General features: G+C 52.5%; 16 protein-coding genes and 3 tRNA genes. 11 read left to right on the top strand and 8 right to left on the bottom strand.

The annotated features are described in order from the left end of the window. Position 1: 1 nt before the first annotated feature. From recC to recD, 4 genes are all read left to right on the top strand, one after another. Positions 2 to 3,370, top strand: a complete 3,369-nt coding sequence (gene recC, locus OGX95_RS12280) for an exodeoxyribonuclease V subunit gamma (protein ID WP_286629603.1) — start codon at positions 2 to 4, stop codon at positions 3,368 to 3,370. A gap of 178 nt (positions 3,371 to 3,548) precedes the next feature. Continuing rightward, positions 3,549 to 6,437 (top strand): pitrilysin, encoded by a 2,889-nt coding sequence (ptrA, locus tag OGX95_RS12285; RefSeq protein WP_286629604.1) that lies wholly within the window; start codon positions 3,549 to 3,551, stop codon positions 6,435 to 6,437. Next, the gene (gene recB / locus OGX95_RS12290; RefSeq protein WP_286629605.1) at positions 6,430 to 9,975 is read left to right on the top strand and encodes an exodeoxyribonuclease V subunit beta; all 3,546 of its coding nucleotides are present in this window, start codon (positions 6,430 to 6,432) and stop codon (positions 9,973 to 9,975) included. Before ptrA ends, recB begins: the two co-directional genes overlap by 8 nt. After that, positions 9,972 to 11,801, top strand: coding sequence for an exodeoxyribonuclease V subunit alpha (gene recD, locus OGX95_RS12295; RefSeq protein ID WP_286629606.1), 1,830 nt, complete (start codon positions 9,972 to 9,974; stop codon positions 11,799 to 11,801). The genes recB and recD overlap by 4 nt, the downstream gene beginning before the upstream one ends. Before the next feature lie 145 nt (positions 11,802 to 11,946). Here the strand turns inward: recD and argA are convergent, their stop codons facing one another. Then, entirely contained in the window at positions 11,947 to 13,278 is a 1,332-nt protein-coding gene (gene argA, locus OGX95_RS12300; RefSeq protein WP_271449504.1) for an amino-acid N-acetyltransferase, read from the bottom strand. 234 nt (positions 13,279 to 13,512) lie between these two features. Here argA and amiC point away from each other — a divergent pair, with 234 nt between their 5' ends. Further along, positions 13,513 to 14,766, top strand: a complete 1,254-nt coding sequence (amiC, locus tag OGX95_RS12305) for an N-acetylmuramoyl-L-alanine amidase AmiC (RefSeq protein ID WP_137382705.1) — start codon at positions 13,513 to 13,515, stop codon at positions 14,764 to 14,766. Positions 14,767 to 14,840: 74 nt separating this feature from the next. Here the strand turns inward: amiC and OGX95_RS12310 are convergent. The 3 genes from OGX95_RS12310 to OGX95_RS12320 all read right to left on the bottom strand — a co-directional run bounded on the left by OGX95_RS12310 (position 14,841) and on the right by OGX95_RS12320 (position 15,138). Continuing rightward, positions 14,841 to 14,917, bottom strand: a tRNA-Met gene (locus OGX95_RS12310). A gap of 33 nt (positions 14,918 to 14,950) precedes the next feature. Continuing rightward, positions 14,951 to 15,027, bottom strand: a tRNA-Met gene (locus tag OGX95_RS12315). 34 nt (positions 15,028 to 15,061) lie between these two features. After that, positions 15,062 to 15,138: transfer RNA gene (locus tag OGX95_RS12320), tRNA-Met, on the bottom strand. A 205-nt stretch (positions 15,139 to 15,343) separates the two neighbouring features. On the opposite strand from OGX95_RS12320, the gene mltA reads away from it, so the two are divergent. Both mltA and tcdA read left to right on the top strand, forming a co-directional pair. Then, the gene (gene mltA / locus OGX95_RS12325; RefSeq protein WP_048213098.1) at positions 15,344 to 16,441 is read left to right on the top strand and encodes a murein transglycosylase A; all 1,098 of its coding nucleotides are present in this window, start codon (positions 15,344 to 15,346) and stop codon (positions 16,439 to 16,441) included. A 134-nt stretch (positions 16,442 to 16,575) separates the two neighbouring features. Continuing rightward, the gene (tcdA, locus tag OGX95_RS12330; protein ID WP_286629607.1) at positions 16,576 to 17,382 is read left to right on the top strand and encodes a tRNA cyclic N6-threonylcarbamoyladenosine(37) synthase TcdA; all 807 of its coding nucleotides are present in this window, start codon (positions 16,576 to 16,578) and stop codon (positions 17,380 to 17,382) included. A gap of 68 nt (positions 17,383 to 17,450) precedes the next feature. On the opposite strand, the gene csdE is transcribed toward tcdA, so the two are convergent. Together csdE and csdA are read right to left on the bottom strand one after the other, a co-directional pair. Then, on the bottom strand, positions 17,451 to 17,894 hold the full coding sequence (gene csdE / locus OGX95_RS12335; protein ID WP_286629608.1) for a cysteine desulfurase sulfur acceptor subunit CsdE: 444 nt from the start codon (positions 17,892 to 17,894) through the stop codon (positions 17,451 to 17,453). Next, positions 17,894 to 19,099: a cysteine desulfurase CsdA gene (gene csdA, locus OGX95_RS12340; RefSeq protein WP_286629610.1), complete on the bottom strand. Its 1,206-nt coding sequence runs from the start codon at positions 19,097 to 19,099 to the stop codon at positions 17,894 to 17,896. Before csdA ends, csdE begins: the two co-directional genes overlap by 1 nt. A 192-nt stretch (positions 19,100 to 19,291) precedes the next feature. On the opposite strand from csdA, the gene OGX95_RS12345 reads away from it, so the two are divergent. The 4 genes from OGX95_RS12345 to rlmM all read left to right on the top strand — a co-directional run bounded on the left by OGX95_RS12345 (position 19,292) and on the right by rlmM (position 22,306). Then, entirely contained in the window at positions 19,292 to 19,519 is a 228-nt protein-coding gene (locus tag OGX95_RS12345; RefSeq protein WP_048213094.1) for a YgdI/YgdR family lipoprotein, read from the top strand. 362 nt (positions 19,520 to 19,881) lie between these two features. Next, entirely contained in the window at positions 19,882 to 20,799 is a 918-nt protein-coding gene (gene gcvA / locus OGX95_RS12350) for a glycine cleavage system transcriptional regulator GcvA (RefSeq protein WP_005130970.1), read from the top strand. Positions 20,800 to 20,817: 18 nt separating this feature from the next. Further along, positions 20,818 to 21,213 (top strand): DUF423 domain-containing protein, encoded by a 396-nt coding sequence (locus OGX95_RS12355; RefSeq protein ID WP_005130969.1) that lies wholly within the window; start codon positions 20,818 to 20,820, stop codon positions 21,211 to 21,213. Then, entirely contained in the window at positions 21,206 to 22,306 is a 1,101-nt protein-coding gene (gene rlmM, locus OGX95_RS12360; protein ID WP_271441058.1) for a 23S rRNA (cytidine(2498)-2'-O)-methyltransferase RlmM, read from the top strand. The genes OGX95_RS12355 and rlmM overlap by 8 nt, the downstream gene beginning before the upstream one ends. Before the next feature lie 31 nt (positions 22,307 to 22,337). Here rlmM and fucR read toward each other — a convergent pair whose 3' ends face one another. Both fucR and fucU read right to left on the bottom strand, forming a co-directional pair. Continuing rightward, entirely contained in the window at positions 22,338 to 23,066 is a 729-nt protein-coding gene (fucR, locus tag OGX95_RS12365) for an L-fucose operon activator (protein ID WP_286629611.1), read from the bottom strand. A 58-nt stretch (positions 23,067 to 23,124) separates the two neighbouring features. Continuing rightward, positions 23,125 to 23,547, bottom strand: a complete 423-nt coding sequence (fucU, locus tag OGX95_RS12370; protein ID WP_286629612.1) for an L-fucose mutarotase — start codon at positions 23,545 to 23,547, stop codon at positions 23,125 to 23,127.

A 23,547-nucleotide genomic window follows, 5' to 3' on the forward strand; every position in this document is an offset into this window, starting at 1 on the left:
TATGTTAAGGGTCTACCACTCCAATCGTCTGGATGTGCTGGAAGCGTTGATGGAATATATCGTTGAGCGCGAGCGGCTGGACGACCCCTTTGAGCCCGAGATGATCCTGGTTCAAAGCACCGGTATGGCGCAGTGGTTGCAAATGACTCTGGCACAGAAGTTTGGTATTGCCGCTAACATTGATTTCCCGCTGCCAGCGAGTTTTATCTGGGATATGTTTGTGCGCGTATTGCCGGATATCCCAAAAGAGAGCGCATTCAGCAAACAGAGCATGAGCTGGAAGCTGATGACACTGCTACCCCAATTGCTGGATAACGATGATTTCGCACTGCTACGCCACTATCTCACCGACGACACAGACAAACGTAAGCTGTTTCAGCTTTCATCACGCGCCGCGGATTTGTTCGACCAGTATTTAGTCTACCGTCCGGAATGGCTGACGCAGTGGGAGGCGGGGCTGCAGGTGGAAGAGTTAGGGGACGCTCAGGCCTGGCAAGCGCCATTGTGGAAAGCACTGGTGGAATACACGGCAGAACTGGGACAGCCACGCTGGCATCGTGCCAATTTATATCAGCGGTTCATTCAGACCCTGGAAAGTATGTCTGACTGCCCGCAGGGGCTGCCTTCGCGCGTCTTTATTTGTGGTATCTCCGCGCTACCGCCCGTGTATCTGCAGGCATTACAAGCGCTGGGTAAGCACATTGATATTCATCTGCTTTTTACCAATCCCTGTCGTTACTACTGGGGGGATATTAAAGATCCCGCTTATCTGGCAAAACTGTTGGCGCGTCAGCGTCGGCATAGCTTTGAAGAACGACATTTACCGCTGTTTCGCGATAGTCATAATGCTGAAGGACTGTTTAACAGCGACGGCGAGCAGGATGTGGGCAACCCTATGCTGGCCTCATGGGGCAAACTGGGTCGCGATTATATTTACCTGCTCTCAGAGCTGGAAAACAGCCAGGAGCTGGACGCGTTTGTCGATATTACCCCCGACAACCTGCTGCACAATATCCAGTCGGATATCCTCGAACTGCAAAGCAGAGCGGTGGCGGGTGTTAATCTGGAAGAATATTCTCGCAGCGACAATAAACGACGGCTTGAGCCGAATGATACCAGCGTGACTTTTCACGTCTGTCATAGCCCGCAACGCGAAGTGGAAATTCTCCACGACCGGCTGCTGGCGATGCTGGAGGCGGACCCAACGCTCACTCCGCGTGACATCATCGTGATGGTGGCGGATATCGACAGCTACAGTCCATTTATTCAGGCGGTGTTTGGCAGCGCGCCAGCCGAACGTTACCTGCCGTATGCGATTTCCGACCGTCGTGCGCGTCAGTCTCATCCCGTCTTACAGGCGTTTATTAGCCTGCTTTCGCTACCGGACAGCCGCTTTGTCTCGGAGGATGTGCTGGCATTACTGGATGTGCCAGTGCTGGCTGCGCGTTTCAACATCAATGAAGAAGGGCTGCGCTATCTTCGTTTGTGGGTCAATGAGTCTGGAATTCGCTGGGGCATTGATGACGACAACGTGCGCGAACTCGCGCTTCCCCCAACTGGCCAGCATACCTGGCAATTTGGTTTAACACGTATGCTGCTGGGCTATGCGATGGAAAGCGCACAGGGTGAGTGGCAGTCGGTATTGCCCTATGATGAGTCCAGTGGTTTGATTGCTGAGTTAGTCGGGCATTTGGCCTCGCTGCTCATGCAGCTTAATCTCTGGCGCCGGGAGCTGGCAGTAGAGCGTCCGCTGGAGGCATGGCTGCCTGTTTGTCGCGAAATGCTGAATGATTTCTTCCTGCCGGATGCTGATACCGAAGCCGCGATGACGCTGATTGAACAGCAGTGGCAGGCCATTATTGGCGAAGGTTTGGGAGCCGAGTATGACGGTGCCATACCGCTTTCGTTGTTGCGTGATGAGCTGGCACAGCGACTCGATCAGGAACGAATCAGCCAGCGTTTCCTGGCTGGGCCTGTCAATATCTGTACGCTGATGCCGATGCGCTCCATTCCTTTCAAGGTGGTGTGTCTGCTTGGTATGAACGATGGCGTTTACCCGCGCCAGCTTGCGCCGCTGGGTTTTGATCTGATGAGCCAAAAACCGAGGCGTGGCGACCGAAGCCGCCGTGATGATGACCGCTATCTGTTCCTGGAAGCGCTGATTTCGGCGCAGCAAACGCTTTATATCAGCTATATCGGCCGCTCAATCCAGGATAACAGTGAGCGCTTCCCGTCGGTGCTGGTGCAGGAACTTATGGATTACATTGGGCAAAGCCACTATTTGCCGGGCGATGAATTACTCACTAGCGATCAAAGTGAAGCGAGAGTAAAAGCACACATTACCCGTTTACATACCCGTATGCCCTTTGATGCACAAAACTATCTGCCAGGTGAGCAGCAAAGTTATGCGCGCGAGTGGTTGCCTGCGGCAAGCCTGTCAGGCAAAGCGCACACGGATTTTGTCCAGCCGCTCCACTTTGAAATGCCTGAAACCCTGACGCTGGAAACGCTGCAACGCTTTTGGGCTCATCCGGTGCGGGCGTTTTTCCAGATGCGCCTGAGGGTAAATTTCCGCTCTGAAGAGAGCGAGATCCCGGAAACTGAACCCTTTATCCTCGAAGGGCTCAGTCGCTATCAGCTTAATCAGCAGTTGCTTAACACGCTGGTCGAAGAACACGATGCTGAACGTTTGTTCCGCCGCTTCCGCGCTGCGGGGTCGCTTCCCTATGGTGCATTTGGTGAAATTCTCTGGGATACACAACACCAGGAGATGCAGTCGCTGGCTGAGCGCATTATTGCCTGCCGTCAGCCCAGCCAGAGCATGGAAATTGACCTGACCTGTAATGGTGTACAAATTACGGGTTGGTTGCCGCAGGTACAAGAGGACGGATTGTTGCGCTGGCGCCCATCTTTGATAAGCGTTTCGCAGGGTGTGCAACTTTGGCTGGAACATCTTGTCTATTGTGCCAGTGGCGGCACGGGAGAAAGCCGGTTGTTCTTACGCAAAGACGGCGAGTGGCATTTCCCTCCACTGGAGGCTGAACAGGCGTTACAGTATCTGTCGCAACTTATTGAGGGATATCGGGAAGGCATGTCATCACCGCTACTGGTATTACCGGAAAGTGGTGGGGCGTGGATAAAAACCTGTTATGACGCCGTAAATGATGCCATGTTAGATGACGATGATACGTTGCAAAAAGCGCGCAGTAAGTTTTTGCAGGCCTATGAAGGCAACATGATGGTACGCGGTGAAGGTGATGATATTTGGTATCAACGCCTGTGGCGTCAACTGGAACCTGAAACTCTGGAGACTATTGTTTTACAGTCTCAGCGTTATCTGTTACCGATTTTTCGATTTAATCAGTCGTGACGGTTGTATAAAAATTGCGCAATTTGATCGCTTCCACTATGATGCGCTTTCTGTCACGGACTGATTCTTACAAAGAGAAGAGGCTGACGCGTTCAGCACAGAGTCTTGCCCTGTTCAGACCACGCTAAATGCGTTGTTTGCAGTGAACAGGTGAATACGTTAATGATGAGGTTTGTGAATGCCCCGCAGCACCTGGTTCAGCGCATTACTGTTGTTCGTCGCCTTTTGGGCGCCCGTAAGTCAGGCAGATACCGGTTGGCAGCCTTTAGCTGAAACCATCCGTAAAAGCGATAAAGATACCCGCCAGTATCAGGCCGTACGCCTTGATAATGGCATGATCGTGTTGTTGGTATCCGATCCTCAGGCCGTGAAATCCCTTTCTGCTCTGGTGGTGCCTGTCGGTTCGCTGGAAGATCCGAACGATCATCAGGGGCTGGCACATTATCTTGAACACATGTGCCTGATGGGGTCGAAAAAATATCCACAGCCGGACAGCCTGGCCGAATTTCTGAAAATGCACGGTGGTAGCCATAATGCCAGCACTGCGCCTTATCGTACTGCTTTCTATCTTGAAGTCGAAAATGACGCGCTGGTTGGGGCGGTAGATCGTCTGGCAGATGCGATTGCCGATCCGTTGCTGGATAAAAAATATGCCGATCGCGAGCGAAATGCCGTTAATTCTGAGCTGACGCTGGCGCGTACCCGCGACGGTATGCGTATGGCACAGGTGAGTGCGGAGACGATCAACCCGGCACATCCTGGTTCGCGCTTCTCCGGCGGAAATCTGGAAACGTTGAGCGATAAGCCGGGCAATCCGGTATTGAAAGCGTTACAGACATTCCATGAAAAGTACTACTCAGCTAACCTGATGAAGGCGGTGATTTACAGCAATAAACCGTTGCCAGAGTTGGCGAAGATAGCTGCTGACACCTTTGGACGCGTGCCAAACAGAAATATCGAAAAACCGGAAATAACCGTCCCGGTTGTCACCGATGCGCAAAAGGGCGTCATCATCCACTATGTTCCCGCGATGCCGCGTAAAGTTTTGCGTGTCGAGTTTCGAATTGATAACAACAGCGCACAGTTTCGCAGTAAAACCGATGAGCTGGTGACCTATCTGATTGGTAATCGCAGTCCGGGAACGTTGTCAGACTGGTTGCAAAAGCAGGGATTAGTTGAGGGCATTCGTGCAGACTCCGATCCTGTCGTTAATGGCAACAGCGGTGTGTTAGCGATTTCCGCGACGTTAACCGACAAAGGGCTGGCAAATCGAGATGAGATTGTTGCCGCAATTTTTAGCTATCTCAATCTGTTACGTGAAAAAGGTGTCGATAAACGCTATTTTGACGAGCTGGCGCACGTGCTGGATCTCGACTTCCGTTACCCCTCTATCACCCGTGATATGGACTACGTTGAATGGTTGGCGGATACCATGATCCGTGTTCCCGTGGAACATACCCTCGATGCGGTAAACATTGCCGACCAGTACGATGCCAAAGCCGTTGAGCAACGGTTAGCGATGATGACACCGCAGAATGCGCGCATCTGGTATATCAGTGAGAAAGAGCCACACAATAAAACCGCTTATTTTGTCAACGCGCCTTATCAGGTAGATAAAATCAGCGAGAAAACATTCGCCGACTGGCAGCAAAAAGCGAAGGGCATTGCGCTGTCGTTGCCGGAGCTGAACCCGTATATTCCGGATGATTTCACGCTGATTAAGACGGATAAAAAATATGCTCATCCGGAGCTGATCGTTGATGAGCCTGATTTACGCGTGGTGTATGCCCCGAGTCAATATTTTGCCAGCGAGCCAAAGGTTGATGTCAGCGTGATACTGCGTAACCCGAAAGCGATGGACAGTGCCAGAAACCAGGTCTTATTCGCCCTGAACGATTATCTGGCGGGTATTGCACTCGACCAGTTAAGTAACCAGGCCGCAGTGGGGGGTATTGGTTTTTCTACTAACGCTAATAACGGCCTGATGCTCAATGCCAACGGCTATACTCAGCGTTTGCCGCAGCTTTTTCAGGCGCTGCTGAGCGGTTATTTCAGTTACACCTCAACAGATGAACAGCTGGAACAGGCGAAATCCTGGTACGCCCAGATGATGGACTCTGCGGAGAAAGGCAAAGCCTACGATCAGGCGATCATGCCGGTGCAGATGCTGTCTCAGGTACCGTACTTCTCACGTGATGAACGGCGTGAGCTGTTGCCATCTATTACGTTGAAAGAAGTGATGGCCTACCGTGACACCTTAAAAGCCGGTGCGCGTCCCGAGTTCCTGGTGGTCGGCAATATGAGTGAAACTCAGGCGAAAACCATGGCGCGGGATATCCAGAAGCAGCTTGGTGCGAATGGCTCACAGTGGTGCCGAAACAAAGATGTTGTGGTAGACAAGAAGCAGTCTGTCATCTTTGAAAAAGCGGGCAGTAGTACGGATTCAGCGCTGGCGGCGGTATTTGTACCCACCGGCTATGACGAGTACATCAGCTCGGCTTACAGCGCGATGCTAGGACAGATTGTTCAACCGTGGTTCTACAATCAACTGCGTACTGAAGAGCAATTAGGTTATGCCGTCTTTGCTTTCCCAATGAGCGTTGGCCGCCAGTGGGGAATGGGCTTCCTGTTGCAAAGCAGTGACAAGCAACCGTCCTATCTCTGGGAACGCTATAAGGCATTTTTCCCGACGGCGGAAGCGAAGCTGCGGGCGATGAAAGCCGATGAGTTTGCACAAATTCAGCAGGCGATCATCGCGCAAATGCTGCAGGCTCCGCAAACTTTGGGGGCCGAAGCTTCTCAGTTAAGCAAAGATTTCGATCGCGGCAATATGCGCTTCGATTCACGTGATAAAATCGTGGCTCAGATTAAACTGCTGACGCCGCAAAAGCTTGCCGACTTCTTCCATCAGGCGGTGGTTGAGCCGCAAGGCATGGCGATACTGTCACAGGTTTCCGGTAGCCAGAATGGGAAAGCAGAATATGTGCACCCGGAAGGCTGGAAAGTGTGGCAGACCGTCAGCGCGTTGCAGCAAACCTTACCCCTGATGAGTGATAAGAATGAATGATGCCGCTGAGCCCCTTGATCCCCTACGCTTGCCCCTGACGGGTGAGCGTCTGATTGAAGCCTCTGCAGGCACCGGTAAGACCTTTACCATCGCCGCCCTGTATTTGCGTTTACTGCTTGGACTGGGCGGCTCTGCCGCCTTTCCTCGTCCTCTGACTGTCGAAGAGCTGCTCGTGGTGACTTTCACTGAAGCCGCTACAGAAGAGCTGCGTGGTCGAATTCGTAGCAACATTCATGAACTACGCATCGCCTGCCTGCGTGAAACCACGGATAACCCGCTCTACGCTCATTTGTTGGAAGAAATCGCCGATAAAAAGCAGGCCGCACACTGGTTGTTATTGGCTGAAAGGCAGATGGATGAAGCTGCGGTGTTTACCATCCACGGCTTTTGTCAGCGCATGCTTAGTCTGAATGCCTTTGAGTCAGGCATGTTGTTTGAACAGCAGTTGATTGAGGATGAGTCGCTGTTGCGCTATCAGGCCTGCGCAGACTTCTGGCGTCGACATTGTTACCCGTTGTCTCGCGACATTGCACAGGTTGTTTTTGAAACGTGGAAAGGTCCACAGGCGCTGCTAAGGGATATCGATCGCTACCTGCAGGGTGAATCCCCGGTGATTAAAGCACCACCGCCAGCCGATGAAACGCTGGCAGCCCGGCACGAAAAAATTCTGGCGCGTATCGACCAGATTAAGCAGCAATGGCGTGATTCCGTTGCTGAACTGGACGGTCTACTGGAAGCATCCGGGATCGACAGACGTAAATTTAATCGTGGTAATCAGGGGAAGTGGATCGAAAAGATCAGCGCCTGGGCACAGGAAGAAACCCGAAGCTACCAGCTTCCTGACGCACTGGAGAAATTCTCTCAGCGCTTTCTGGAAGACCGCACCAAAGCGGGTGGTGTAATCCCTCAACATCCGCTGTTTGTCGCGATTGATGCACTGCTGAGTGAACCGCTGACAATCCGCGATCTGGTGATCACCCGGGCATTGTCGGAAATCCGCGAGGCTGTCGCACAGGAAAAACGCCGACGTGGTGAGCTTGGTTTTGACGATATGCTCAGTCGCCTGGACGCGGCGCTGCGTAGCGAAAGCGGCGATGCGCTGGCGGCGGCCATTCGTACCCGTTTCCCGGTGGCGATGATTGATGAATTCCAGGATACCGACCCACAGCAATACCGTATTTTCCGCCGTATCTGGCAGCATCAACCGGATACAGCGTTGTTGCTGATAGGCGATCCTAAACAGGCTATTTACGCATTTCGTGGCGCGGATATTTTTACCTACATGAAGGCGCGTAGCGAAGTCAGCGCGCACTATACGCTTGATACTAACTGGCGTTCGGCCCCAGGCATGGTTAACAGTGTTAATACGTTGTTCAGCCAGATGAGCGACGCTTTTATGTTCCGCGAAATTCCCTTTAGTCCGGTGAGGTCCGCAGAAAAAAATCAGTCGTTACGGTTTGTGCTGCAAGGGGAAACGCAGCCGGCGATGAGTATGTGGCTGATGGAAGGGGACAGCTGCGGCGTGGGTGATTATCAGAACTTTATGGCCCAGGTGTGTGCGACACAAATTCGCGATTGGCTCAAAGCCGGACACTCTGGCGAAGCGTTGCTGGTCAGCGGTAAAACGTCCAGGCCGGTACGCGCGTCTGATATCAGCGTGCTGGTGCGCAGCCGCCAGGAGGCGGCGCTGGTACGCGATGCGTTGACGCAACTGGCCATCCCATCGGTGTATCTTTCTAACCGCGACAGCGTCTTTGATACGCTGGAAGCGCAGGAACTGTTGTGGGTTCTGCAGGCAGTGATGACGCCGGAGCGTGAAAATACGCTGCGTAGTGCGCTGGCAACCTCAATGATGGGATTGAATGCGCAGGATATTGAAGCGCTGAATACTGACGAGAAAGCCTGGGATGTGGTTGTTGAGGAATTTGATAGCTACCGACAGGTCTGGAATCGACGTGGCGTGATGCCCATGCTGCGCGCGCTGATGTCCGCTCGCCATATTGCGGAAAACCTGCTGGCAACGGCAGGGGGCGAACGCCGTCTGACCGACATTTTGCATATCAGCGAGCTGTTGCAGGAAGCGGGTGCTCAACTGGAAAGTGAGCATGCGCTGGTACGCTGGCTATCGCAACATATTCTGGAGCCTGACAGTAATGCTTCCAGCCAGCAGCTGAGGCTGGAAAGTGATAAGCATCTGGTCAAAATCGTCACTATCCATAAATCGAAAGGGCTGGAATATCCGCTCGTCTGGCTGCCGTTTATCACTAATTTTCGCGTCCAGGATCAGGCGTTCTATCACGATCGCAGTTCGTTTGAAGCCGTGCTGGATCTCAGCGAAGCGGATGAAAGCGTTGAACTGGCAGAGGCTGAACGTCTGGCAGAAGACTTGCGTTTGCTTTACGTCGCGCTCACCCGCTCGGTCTGGCACTGTAGTCTTGGCGTGGCGCCGTTGGTACGCCGCCGGAGCGATAAGAAAGGTGATACCGATGTGCATCAAAGTGCTCTTGGTCGCCTGTTGCAACGGGGTGAACCAATGGATGCCGCAGGTCTGCGTAGCGCTATTGAGGCGCTGTGCGGTGAGGATATCGCCTGCCTGACGCCGAATGAACCGGATGGAGAGCGCTGGCAGGTTGTACAGCCTGCCAGTTCTACGTTGAATGCAAAAATGCTGCAACGAACGCCAGGTGACAGTTGGCGTGTCACCAGCTATTCCGGTCTGCAACAGCGTGGTCATGGTATTGCACAGGATCTGATTCCACGCCTGGATATCGACGCGGCAGGCGTCGGTGAAACCATTGAGGAATCAGGCCTTACGCCACACCAGTTTCCTCGCGGCGCGTCACCAGGGACATTTTTGCATAGCTTGTTTGAAGATCTGGATTTCACCCAGCCGGTTGAGCCGGTGTGGGTACAAGAAAAGCTTGCGCTTGGCGGATATGACGCGCACTGGGAGCCCGTTCTGACGCAGTGGCTGGATACTATTTTGCATGCGCCGCTCAATGAAACCGGTGTGAGTTTGAGTAATCTTTCTGCGCGTGAAAAACAGGTGGAAATGGAGTTTTACCTGCCGATTTCGCAACCGCTGGTGGCCGACCAGCTCGATGCAGTGATCCGTCAATACGATCCTCTTTCGGCCGGCTGCCCGCCGCTGGATTTTATGCAGGTACGCGGCATGCTGAAAGGGTTTATTGACCTGGTGTTCCGCCACCAGGGGCGTTATTACCTGCTCGACTACAAGTCAAACTGGCTGGGTGAAGACAGTTCTGCGTATACCCAGCAGGCAATGGCCTCAGCCATGCAGGCACACCGCTACGATCTGCAGTATCAGTTGTATACCCTGGCACTGCACCGTTATCTGCGCCATCGCATCGCTGATTATGACTATGAACGCCATTTTGGTGGCGTTATCTACCTTTTCCTGCGCGGCGTTGACGGCAACGATCCGCTGCAGGGAATTTACGCCACCCGACCCGATGGGGAATTGATCGCGTTGATGGACGAGATGTTTGCCGGCGCGGCTCTGGAGGAGATGCAATGACAATCCAGAAACGATTGCTGGAGGCAGTAGAGCAAAAACAGCTCCGTCCTCTGGATGCTCAGTTTGCGCTGGCGGTTGCCGGAAACGACAACCCTGCCGTTACGCTGGCGGCGGCTCTGCTCAGCCGTGACGCGGGCGAGGGGCACGTTTGCTTACCGCTTTCCCGGCTATCTTTACGCGAAGATGCCCATCCGCTGTTGAGCGCCTGGCTGTGCGAGGCCGGTGAACCAGAAGATTGGTCGGAATGCCTGCTGGCCTCCGCTGCGGTAAGTCGCGGCGAACAGCCAACACCGCTGGTGTTATATGACAATCGCCTGTATTTGAACCGTATGTGGAATAACGAACGCACGGTGGCCCGTTTTTTCAGTGAGGTTAACCAGGCCATTGAGGTGGATGAGCCACGATTGATTCGCACGCTGGAAGCGCTCTTCCCACCATCGGAAGGCGTGAACTGGCAAAAAGTGGCGGCTGCTGTGGCGTTGACCCGCCGTATATCGGTGATCTCCGGGGGACCCGGCACCGGTAAAACGACAACGGTAGCCAGACTGCTGGCAGCATTGATTCAGATGGCGGAGGGGGAGCGCTGTCGTATCCGTCTGGCGGCACCGACGGGAAAAGCGGCAGCACGTCTGACGGCATCGCTGGGGGCGGCATTGCGTGAGTTACCGCTGACCGATGAGCAAAAGAAACGTATTCCCGATGATGCCAGTACGCTGCACCGGTTGTTAGGCGCACAGCCAGGTAGCCAGCGTCTGCGCCATCATGCGGGTAATCCGCTGCATCTGGACGTGCTGGTGGTGGATGAAGCTTCCATGATTGATTTGCCCATGATGTCGCGCCTTATCGATGCACTACCGCCGCACGGACGGGTGATTTTTCTTGGCGATCGTGACCAGCTTGCTTCTGTTGAGGCGGGGGCGGTGCTGGGAGACATTTGTGCATTTGTGAATGACGGATTTACCCCGGAACGTGCCAAACAACTCAGTCGGCTGACCGGTAGTCCCATTCCTGCGGGAACCGGAACTCAGGCCGCGTCTTTACGTGACAGTTTATGCTTGCTGCAAAAGAGTTACCGTTTTGGCAGTGATTCTGGCATCGGTCAACTGGCTGCGGCCATTAATCGGGGTGACAAGGCAGCGGTTAAAACCGTTTTCCAACAGGGATTCGGTGATATCGAAAAGCGTACGCTTAATAGCAGCGAAGATTACACCGGGATGCTGAATGAAGCGCTGGCGGGGTATGGTCGCTACCTGGATTTGCTGCGTGAAGGGGCCGAGCCGGACACCATTATTCAGGCCTTCAATGATTATCAGTTGTTGTGTGCACTGCGCGAAGGTCCATTTGGCGTAGGCGGATTGAATGAGCGCATTGAGCAGGCGATGGTGCAAAAACGTAAAATTTACCGATTTGCACACTCTCGCTGGTATGAAGGGCGACCGATAATGATTACGCGTAATGACAGTTCGCTGGGACTGTTTAACGGTGATATCGGCATTGCGCTCGATCGTGGTGAAGGTTTACGCGTGTGGTTTGTATTACCGGATGGCTCTATCAAGTCGGTACTGCCTGGCCGTTTGCCGGAGCATGAAACGACCTGGGCGATGACTGTGCACAAGTCACAGGGTTCTGAGTTCGACCATGCGGCGTTGATTTTGCCCAGCCAGCATTCGCCAGTTGTTACCCGAGAGTTGGTTTATACCGCAGTGACCCGTGCCCGCCGCCGCTTGTCGCTTTATGCCGATGAGCGGATTTTGAGCGGGGCGATCGCCACGCGTACTGAACGTCGCAGCGGACTGTCAGCATTGTTTAATGACGACATGATGTAGGCCGGATAAGCGTCAGCGCCATCCGGTTACAGTGTGCCTGATGGCGACGCTAACGCGTCTTATCAGGCACACTATCTGCCGACAAAAGATGTGCCAGTAAATTGTTGGCCGGATAAGGCATCCATACCGCATCCGGCAATGACCACTACCCCAGATCCGCCATCAATACTTTTGACCGCCGCTGATAGTTGTACATCTCTTTTTTGCTTTCCGGCAGCAGATCGATATCGACTGGCGTGAAGCCGCGCTCCTGGAACCAGTGAATGCTGCGCGTCGTCAGCACGAACAGCTTGCTGAGCCCCATTTGTCTGGCCTGCACAGCGATCCGCTCCAGCAAAACTTCGCCGCGCGATGAGCTACGGTAGTCCGGATGCACTGCCACGCACGCCATTTCACCAATCTTCTCCTCCGGAAAAGGGTACAGGGCTGCACAGGCAATGGTCAGATTATCGCGCTGAATTATGGTGAACTTGTCGATCTCCATTTCCAGTTGTTCACGGGAGCGACGTACCAGAATACCTTGCTGTTCCAAAGGACGAATCAATTCCAGAATGCCGCCAATATCGTTAATGGTGGCGCGACGGATCTGCTCGGCGCTTTCCATCACGATTTGCGTACCGATCCCATCTCGAGAGAACAGTTCTTGTAACAACGCGCCATCTTCCTGATAGCTAATCAGGTGACAACGGCGCACGCCGCTACGACAGGCTTTAACTGCACCGCGCAGGAAACGCACCGTACCGGAGCTGTAATCACCTTTCTCTTCCTGTGACTCAACACGCGCTTGCGCTTCGTTGGGAAAGAGTTCGGAAACAATATCGCCATTATCGTTAGTCACTCCTTGAGAGGAGCAAAAACCGATCATTTTCTCTGCTTTCAGTTTGATCGCCAACTGGGTGGCAACCTCTTCGGAGGTCAGATTAAAGCTCTCACCGGTTACGGAAACAGCCACCGGACCCAACAGAACAATAGCACCGCTGTCCAGTTGACGGTGAATCGCTTCTTCATCAATTCGACGAATACGTCCGCTATGGCAGTAATCCACCCCGTCATCCACACCCAACGGTTGCGAGATAATAAAATTACCGCTGACCACATTGATGTGTGCGCCTTGCAAAGGCGTATTGTTCAGACTCATTGACAGGCGGGCGGTAATATCAAGCTGGAGCAAACCCGCAGCCTGCTTGACCAGCTCCAGGGTTTTGGCGTCGGTAACGCGCGTATTTTTGTGATACACCGGTTCATGGTGATGCGCGGCCAGATTGGCATCAATCTGCGGCCGTGCGCCATAGACCACGACAAGGCGAATGCCGAGGCTATGAAGGAGACCAATGTCATTGACGATACTGGAAAAGTTTTCATGCTCGATGGCTTCGCCGCCCAGCATAATGACAAACGTTTTTCCCCGATGGGTATTGATATAGGGAACAGAATGGCGGAATCCCTGTACCAGTTCGGTTCTACGTTCCTTCACCACGGCACACCCTCATTGCATGATTATTCGTAATTAGTGTATTTTTATTCTGTTTCTGCCCTGTGTGCAAGCGTAATTTTTACCCCAGCCTAAGATTTTCTTCAGTAATACCGCGAATATAAAAACAATGTTTACCCTTTTATAGATGACAGATTATGCGTCATTCGCTAAAGTTTCCGGTCAATTCGGACGTTTTACGTATTACCTCAATATAGATTTCTTTTGCTCGGGAGAAGCATGTCGGGATCCAACTCAGCAATCAGTCGCCGCCGTTTACTGCAAGGTGCGGGTGCTATGTGGCTTTTAAGCGTCAGCCAGGTCGGTCTGGCTGCCGTGAGTCAGGTCGTTGCCGTACGTATCTGGCCCGCGTCCAGTTATACCCGCGTTACGGTGGAATCCAACCGTCTGCTGAAATACAAACAGTTTGCCCTGAGTAATCCTGAGCGTGTGGTTGTAGATATTGAAGGCGTTAATTTGAACTCGGTGCTCAAGGGCATTGGAACGCAGATCCGCCCAGACGATCCCTACATTAAGTCCGCACGCGTCGGGCAGTTTGACCCGCAGACCGTGCGTATGGTGTTTGAACTGAAACAAAATGTGAAACCTCAACTCTTTGCGTTAGCGCCAGTTGCAGGCTTCAAAGAACGTTTGGTGATGGATCTTTATCCTGCCAATGCTCAGGATGTCCAGGATCCTCTGTTGGCATTGCTTGAAGATTACAACAAAGGCGATCTGGATAAACAGGTACCACCTGCGCAAAGCGGACCACAGCCGGGTAAAGCGGGGCGCGATCGTCCGATTGTTATTATGCTTGACCCTGGCCATGGCGGAGAAGACTCCGGTGCTGTGGGGAAATACAAGACACGTGAAAAAGATGTGGTATTGCAGATAGCCCGTCGCCTGCGAGCACTTATCGAGAAAGAAGGCAACATGAAGGTCTATATGACGCGTAATGAAGATATCTTCATTCCGTTAAAAGTGCGCGTGGCGAAAGCCCAGAAACAGCGTGCTGACCTGTTTGTTTCTATTCATGCTGATGCGTTTACCAGTCGCCAACCCAGTGGTTCGTCGGTGTTTGCACTCTCAACCAAAGGCGCGACCAGTACAGCGGCAAAATATCTGGCACAAACCCAGAACGCCTCGGATTTAATTGGTGGCGTCAGTAAAAGCGGTGATCGCTACGTCGACCACACCATGTTTGATATGGTGCAATCGCTGACTATTGCCGACAGCCTGAAGTTCGGAAAAGCGGTGCTGAATAAACTCGGTAAGATTAATAATCTGCATAAAAATCAGGTTGAACAGGCCGGGTTCGCCGTGTTGAAAGCGCCGGATATTCCGTCCATTCTCGTAGAAACTGCATTCATCAGTAACGTTGAAGAAGAACGCAAGCTCAAAACGGCGACCTTCCAGCAGGAAGTGGCAGAGTCGATTCTGGCCGGGATTAAAGCTTACTTTGCTGATGGGGCGACGCTGGCGAGAAGGGGATAACAAAAAAGCGCTGAGAAGCGCTTTTTTTATGGGCGACAGAAACAAAAAAACACCCGTTAAGGTGTTTAATATGTTGGTTGCGGGGGCCGGATTTGAACCGACGACCTTCGGGTTATGAGCCCGACGAGCTACCAGGCTGCTCCACCCCGCGTCACCGTACTGCTTATATTTTATCAAATTTGATTGGTTGCGGGGGCCGGATTTGAACCGACGACCTTCGGGTTATGAGCCCGACGAGCTACCAGGCTGCTCCACCCCGCGTCACCGTACTGCTTGTACTTCATCACATTTTAATTGGTTGCGGGGGCCAGATTTGAACTGACGACCTTCGGGTTATGAGCCCGACGAGCTACCAGGCTGCTCCACCCCGCGTCCGTGGATGCGCACTATACTCTGCTCGCATTTTCATGCAACCCTTTTTTCTCCTTGATCACGTTTTTAGGCTGAAAATGAACAAAAACAACGCATTCTGGATTATTTTTTGCTCAAAATTTGCGTTGGGGTATGTATACGCATTTCATTAGGTTCAGGGGTTTGTTATCTTCGTCTCGCATTCAGGCAACATAAGACGAGAACAATGAAAGGACGTTGGGCAAAATATCTTCTGGCGGGGGCGGTCGTCGCGATGCTCGCCGCGTGTTCCTCAAAACCCACCGATCGTGGGCAGCAGTATAAAGACGGGAAATTTACCCAGCCTTTCTCACTGGTGAACCAACCTGATGCGGTTGGTGCGCCAATTAACGCCGGTGATTTCGCCGAGCAGGTTAATCAAATTCGCAGCGCTTCCCCGCGTTTGTACGGTAACCAGAGCAACGTCTACAACGCTATCCAGCAGTGGCTACGTGCGGGCGGTGATACGCGCAGTATGCGCCAGTTTGGTATTGATGCCTGGCAAATGGAAGGGGCGGACAATTACGGTAACGTCCAGTTTACCGGTTACTACACGCCGGTTATCCAGGCGCGACATACGCGCCAGGGCGAGTTTCAGTATCCTATCTATCGCATGCCGCCAAAACGTGGGCGCTTACCCTCTCGTGCCGAGATCTACGCAGGTGCGCTAAGCGACAATTACATTCTGGCGTACAGCAACTCTCTGATGGATAACTTCATCATGGATGTTCAGGGCAGCGGCTACATTGATTTTGGTGATGGTAGTCCGCTTAACTTCTTTAGCTATTCCGGGAAAAATGGCCACGCTTATCGCAGTATCGGTAAGGTGCTGATCGATCGCGGTGAAGTGAAGAAAGAAGATATGTCGATGCAGGCTATTCGCCATTGGGGTGAGACGCACAGTGAAGCCGAAGTGCGTGAGCTTCTGGAGCAAAACCCATCATTCGTTTTCTTTAAGCCGCAATCTTTTGCGCCGGTCAAAGGGGCCAGCGCTGTACCGTTGATTGGTCGTGCATCTGTTGCGTCTGACCGCAGTATTATTCCTGCAGGTACGACGTTACTGGCGGAAGTCCCGCTACTGGACAATAACGGGAAATTCACCGGTCAGTATGAATTACGTCTGATGGTCGCGTTAGATGTCGGGGGGGCGATCAAAGGGCAGCACTTCGACATCTATCAGGGTATTGGTGCAGACGCCGGACACCGTGCAGGGTGGTATAATCACTACGGACGCGTGTGGGTGCTGAAAACAGCGGCCAACGCGGGTAACGTATTTAGCGGTTAATTGCCGGATGGCGCTTCGCTTATCCGGCCTACATTATTGAGTAGGTCTGATAAGGCGTAGCCGCCATCGGGCAGCGATGCAGTCATCAAGGGCGGTATTTGTCCGCTCTTTTTGTTTTCTCTATCTGAGGTTCTATGTCAGTGGTAATAAGTGACGCCTGGCGTCAGCGTTTTGGCGGCACTGCGCGTTTATATGGTGAACATGCGCTGCAGCTCTTTGCCCAATCGCACGTTTGTGTCGTTGGAATTGGCGGCGTGGGGTCGTGGGCGGCGGAAGCACTGGCGCGTACCGGTATTGGTGCTATTACACTCATCGATATGGATGATGTGTGCGTCACAAATACTAACCGTCAAATCCATGCGTTGCGTGATAACGTCGGCCTGGCGAAAGCTGAGGTGATGGCCGAGCGGATACGCCAGATTAACCCGGAGTGTCGGGTGACCGTGGTTGATGATTTTGTCACGCCGGATAACGTTGCCGAATATATGAGCGCAGGATTCTCGTATGTTATTGATGCAATTGATAGTGTACGCCCAAAAGCGGCACTGATTGCATATTGCCGACGTAATAAAGTTCCGCTGGTGACAACCGGAGGCGCGGGGGGACAGATTGATCCGACGCAGATTCAGGTGGTTGATTTGGCAAAAACCATCCAGGATCCGCTGGCGGCGAAACTACGCGAGCGGCTGAAAAGTGATTTTGGGGTGGTGAAAAATAGCAAAGGCAAGCTGGGCGTGGATTGTGTGTTTTCGACGGAGGCGTTAGTTTACCCGCAGGCCGATGGGTCTGTGTGTGCAATGAAGGCCACGGCGGAAGGGCCGAAGCGTATGGATTGTGCGTCCGGGTTTGGCGCTGCCACCATGGTGACGGCGACTTTTGGTTTTGTTGCGGTCGCCCACGCGTTGAAGAAAATGATGGCGAAAGCCGCGCGTCAGGTATGATGGTATTGGATGATGTGACGCTTATCCGACCTACGGTTCATGCAGTGTTGTAGGCCGGATAGGACGCATCAATGTTGCCATCCGGCATCCTGAGCTGCCTCAACGAGCGCATTCAGCCCCTGACTACGTGAAGCGCTCAGTTGTGCGCTTAAGCCCAACTCATCAAATAACGCCATCGGTGAATGCGCCTGTAACTCCGCAGTAGTTTTACCTTCGATAGCCGTGAGTAGTACTGCCAGCAGGCCGCGCACAATTCGGCCTTCACTATCACCGAAGAAGTGAAGTGTGCCATTCTCATGCAGGCTGTACCCCAGCCAAACGCGGTTTTCACATCCGGCAATCTCTTTTGCCTGCGCCTTCAGATCATCCGAAAGGGCCGGAAGTTGCTTACCCAGTAGAATAAGTTGACGATATTTATCTTCCCACTGAGTGAGCGGGATAAAGGTATTGCGTAACGTCTCTTCAGTTACGATTGTGCCAAACGGGTGTCCGGCGAACAGAGGGCTTGTCATTAGTCCACCAATATTTCCAGTGCGCGGTCAACGGCCGTGACCAACGCGTCAACATCGCTTCGTGTATTATAAGGTGCAAATGAGGCGCGCAGCGTCCCGGAGACCCCCAACTCGGCCAGTAACGGTTGCGCACAGTGCTGTCCGGCGCGCAGCGCAATGCCATACTCGGCCAGCAGCGTCACCATATCGCTGTGGTGCACACCTATAAAATCAAAGGCTAACAGACTTGAGTCCTGACAACGGAAGGAGCGAAATCCCGGCCGTTTCGCCAGCGCATCTTCTGCCAGCGTAGCCAAACTGCGGCTCCAGTTTTCGGCTTGCACGATATCAATATTCGCGAGCCATTCAAGCGCCGCACTTAATCCAATGACGCCCGCAACGTTCGGCGTGCCTGCCTCAAGCTTCCACGGTGCCGCTTGTGTGGTGAAACCGTCAAAGCTGACTTCGCTAATCATTTTACCGCCGCCGAGCCATGGCGACATGGCTTCCAACAGCTCTGGCTTACCATACAATGCACCAATGCCCGTCGGACCATATAATTTGTGACCAGAAAAAGCATAGAAATCAATATCTAACTGCTGGACGTCAGCAGGGAAATGTACCACGCCCTGAGCGCCATCCACCATCACCACCATGCCTGCTGTATGAGCAAGCGCAATCGCGCGGGCTAAGTCAGGGCAGCCACCGGTGACGTTCGACATCTGACCGAGAGCCAGAATGCGACTGCGTGGGGTGATGAGGTCCGCCAGACACTCCGTGTCAGGCAGCAAATGGGCATTGAGCGGAAGCTTGATGACTTTAGCTCCCGTTTGCTCCGCTACCATCAACCAGGGAACCAGGTTGGCGTGATGTTCTGCCACGCTAACGATAATCTCGTCGCCCGGTTGTAAGCGCGGACGCGCGTAACTTTGGGCAACCATGTTGATCGCTTCCGTCGTACCGCGGGTCCAGACCACCGTCTTGTCATCGGGAGCATTGATGAGACGCGCGACTTTTTCCCGCGCGGCCTCATAGCGTGCGGTCAGACGCTGGGCTTGTGCAAACTGGCTGCGATGGACGTTTCCGGCGCTCAGACTATAAAACTGATGGGTCGCCTCAATCACCGCCTGCGGCTTCAATGCCGTCGCGGCGCTGTCGAGATAGACACCTGCATCGTTGAGTGCGGGAAATTGTGCGCGAAACTGCGTGGGGTTAAAAGCGTTCATGGTATTCCTCAGTTCAGTAAACCGATCGTGGCGCAAAAAGGGCGCAGACACAAGGGTTGCGCTAACCATCGGAATCCTCTGGATATCCCGGCGAGGTCTGTGCAGTGTCTTATGCTAAATAGTGTTAGGCGAATAATTTTGCCTGTTATGGAATTTGTTTTATCTGGCATAAATTGCTGTGAGGAGAAGAATATGAAAAAGACTACTGCCATAATCTCTGCCTGTATGCTGACTTTTGCCCTGAGCGCCTGTTCCGGTCCGAATTACGTGATGCACACCAACGATGGCCGGACAATCGTGTCTGACGGTAAGCCAAAGACCGATAATGAGACAGGAATGATTTCGTATAAAGACGCTAACGGCAACAAACAGCAGATTAACCGTACCGATGTGAAAGAGATGGTAGAACTGGAGAAATAGCCGGTCGTCATTGGCAGACACACGGACAAAAAAAAGCACCGCAATTTGGCGGTGCTACATTAATCACTATGGACAGACAGGGTAAATGTACAGGAAGTGAAAAAGGGTAGCTTTGCTACCATGGTCTGAATCGCAGACCAATTGCAAACACAACAACACAACATCACAACCGTAAGCCAAAAGCCCACCAGAACACGCATTCCGATAAAACTTTTCGTTCCGGCTTCAGGAAGTGCCGCCACTATAGGTATTTGCTGGTAGAACCTCAACGGACAATTTATAATGGCTCAGATTAAAAAAACTAATAGGTTACAGCCTGTTAGGTAATTGTTAAATTCATTTAACATCAAAGCCTAAAAGTCATGTCAAAACGATTACCACCCTTAAATGCGTTACGTGTTTTTGATGCTGCCGCGCGCCATTTAAGCTTTACGCGCGCAGCAGAAGAACTTTTTGTGACGCAGGCCGCAGTAAGTCACCAAATCAAGTCACTTGAGGATTTTTTGGGGCTGAAGCTGTTTCGTCGGCGCAATCGATCGCTGTTGTTGACGGAAGAGGGGCAAAGCTATTTCCTCGACATCAAAGAGATTTTTTCGCAATTAACCGATGCGACGCGTAAACTTCAGGCACGCAGTGCAAAAGGCGCGCTTACCGTCAGTTTATTGCCCAGTTTTGCGATTCAATGGCTGGTGCCCAGACTCTCTAGCTTTAACTCAGCTTATCCGGGAATCGATGTCAGGATCCAGGCCGTGGACCGTCAGGAAGATAAACTGGCCGACGACGTCGATGTGGCTATTTTCTACGGACGAGGCAACTGGCCTGGCTTACGCGTAGAGAAATTGTACGCAGAATACTTGCTACCAGTTTGCTCTCCTTTGTTGCTGACTGGCGATAAACCGCTGAAGACGCCTGAAGATCTGGCAAAACATACGTTATTGCATGATGCGTCACGCCGTGACTGGCAAGCTTATACGCGCCAGCTCGGGCTGAATCATATCAACGTACAGCAGGGACCTATCTTCAGCCATAGCGCCATGGTGCTACAGGCCGCTATCCATGGACAGGGCGTTGCGTTGGCCAATAACGTTATGGCGCAGTCCGAAATTGAAGCCGGACGTCTGGTTTGTCCTTTTAATGATGTTCTGGTCAGCAAAAACGCATTTTATCTGGTTTGTCATGACAGTCAGGCAGAACTGGGTAAAATAGCCGCCTTCCGTCAGTGGATACTGGCGAAAGCGGCCACGGAACAAGAAAAATTCCGCTTTCGTTATGAACAATAATTTACGTAGGGTATTAACATGACCAGCCGTTTTATGCTGATTTTTGCCGCCATCAGTGGCTTTATCTTTGTCGCTCTGGGAGCCTTTGGGGCACATGTTCTGAGTAAAACCCTCGGCGTTGTTGAAATGGGGTGGATCCAGACTGGCCTTGAGTATCAGGCATTTCATACGCTGGCTATTTTTGGTCTGGCCGTCGCCATGCAGCGACGTATTAGCATTTGGTTTTACTGGAGTAGCGTGTTTCTGGCGTTAGGGACCGTGCTGTTTAGCGGCAGTCTGTATTGCCTCGCGCTTTCTCATTTACGCCTGTGGGCGTTTGTTACCCCCGTCGGTGGTTTTAGCTTCCTTGTAGGCTGGGCACTGATGTTAGTGGGCGCTATTCGATTGAAACGTAAGGGCGTAAGCCATGAATAAGGTTGTATTGTTGTGTCGCCCGGGTTTTGAAAAAGAGTGCGCCGCAGAAATTACGGATAAAGCAGGGCGTCGCGAAATCTTTGGTTTCGCCCGCGTCAAAGAAAATGCGGGTTATGTCATCTTCGAATGCTATCAGCAGGAAGATGCGGAAAAGCTGGTTAAAGAGTTGCCGTTCAGTTCACTGATTTTTGCCCGCCAAATGTTTGTTGTCGGCGAGCTACTGCAATATTTGCCGCCGGAAGACCGCATCACACCGATCGTCGGTATGCTGCAGGGCGTGGTGGAGAAAGGCGGCGATTTGCGTGTCGAAGTTGCCGACACGAATGAAAGCAAAGAGCTGGTTAAATTTTGCCGTAAATTTACCGTACCGCTTCGCGCCGCGCTGCGTGAAGCGGGTGTGCTGGCAAAGTATGAAACGCCAAAACGTCCGGTAGTGCACGTCTTCTTTATTGCACCTGGCTGTTGCTACACTGGCTACTCCTGGCCTGATAATAACTCGCCGTTCTATATGGGGATTCCGCGACTGAAATTCCCGGCTGATGCGCCGAGCCGTTCAACGCTGAAGCTGGAAGAGGCGCTGCATGTGTTTATTCCTGCCGATGAGTGGGATGAGCGTCTGGCCAATGGAATGTATGCCGTTGATTTAGGAGCATGTCCTGGCGGTTGGACCTATCAACTGGTTAAACGCAATATGTGGGTATACTCGGTGGATAATGGTCCGATGGCGCAAAGCCTGATGGATACCGGGCAGGTCACCTGGTTGCGGGAAGATGGATTTAAGTATCGCCCGAATCGTAACAACATTTCGTGGATGGTCTGCGATATGGTGGAGAAACCGGCCAAAGTTGCTGCGCTGATGGCGCAATGGCTGGTGAACGGCTGGTGCCGCGAGACGATTTTTAACCTTAAGCTGCCGATGAAAAAGCGCTACGAGGAAGTGTCGCAAAACCTGGCTTATATTCAGGCACAGCTTGATGAGCATGGCGTGAATGCGCAGATTCAGGCGCGTCAGCTTTATCACGACCGTGAAGAAGTCACCGTGCACGTGCGCCGTCTGTGGGCTGCCGTCGGTGGTCGCCGCGACGAACGATAATACTTATTTGCCGGATGGCGCTGTGAACGCCTCATCCGGCCTGGATTGTTTCAATCATTTCTGTATCTGAAATAATATGCGTCACATTTTCCAGATGCCCAATCTGCGTCTCACCCGAGCGATTAAATTTACTCTTATCAATCAATAATAATGACTGCGCCGCACGCTTAAGCAGGATGGATTTAAAATCGGCGTTGGTAGCATTTGAATCCCAGAGTGTACCGTCGCGGTCGATCCCCTCGCAGGAAAAGATAAACAGGTCGATATCAAGTGACTTTAGCTGTGAGATGAGCGATGGATTAACGTAGCAACCGTATTTACGCTCAAGTCGACCACCAGAACTGATCAGCTGAATATTTTCACGTTTTCCCAATTCGAGGCAAATCGGTTGGCTATTCGTAAATACGTGAATGTTAATGTCTGGCAACAGGCGAGCCAGGTACCAGCAAGTAGAACTGGCATCCAGAGCGATCACCATGCCCTCCTCTATCCACGTTAACGCGTCTCTGGCGATATCGGCTTTGTGGGAATAATGGCTTTTCAGTCTGATATGAAACGGCTCGCCGCAGTCCTGGTTTACCCGATGTATCACTTTGGCTCGCCCGTGATTACGCAGTACCTTACCCTGCGCCTGCAGTTGCGTAAGATCGCGACGGATAGTTTCTTTACTGACATTGAGCTGTGAGGATAAGGTTTCAGTCGTCAGACTTTTATGGTTGCTCAACAGATCCAGGATCGCTTGCAGGCGTGCTGCTTTCATGTTTTCTCACCCCATCATGCGGTGAATGCCCGTACCTGCCGGGCATTCAGGTAAGAGATTATGGCGTTACCCCTTTTTTTAACAGGATATTTCCGTACTTTGCCCGCTCCCCTGTAATAACGATTGCGAATACTTTTTGTGCTCGTTCATAAAATGCATAACGGTCAATGCGAGTGATGTCCGGGCAAGGTGTTTGTAATGACAGGGCCTGCCGATATCGCGCTTCTACGTCGGGGTCGAGCGAGTCTCCTTCGACGGCGGCCATCATCACCAGTGGTGGGGCGTAACAGTCCAGTTCAAACAGCGGAATAATCGCCCGCAACAGGTCGCCGACCTGCAGACCATCGGCCCGGATAACCTGCGGGCCCATACTGTGGGCCGGAAAGTGGGCGTCGGAAAAGATAATCTCATCACCGTGACCCATTTCAGCCAGCACCTTTAACAGATCAGGGGAAATTAAGGGGGAAATCGTTTTGAGCAT

This window comes from Citrobacter sp. Cu233, from assembly GCF_030332225.1.
Lineage (GTDB): Bacteria > Pseudomonadota > Gammaproteobacteria > Enterobacterales > Enterobacteriaceae > Citrobacter.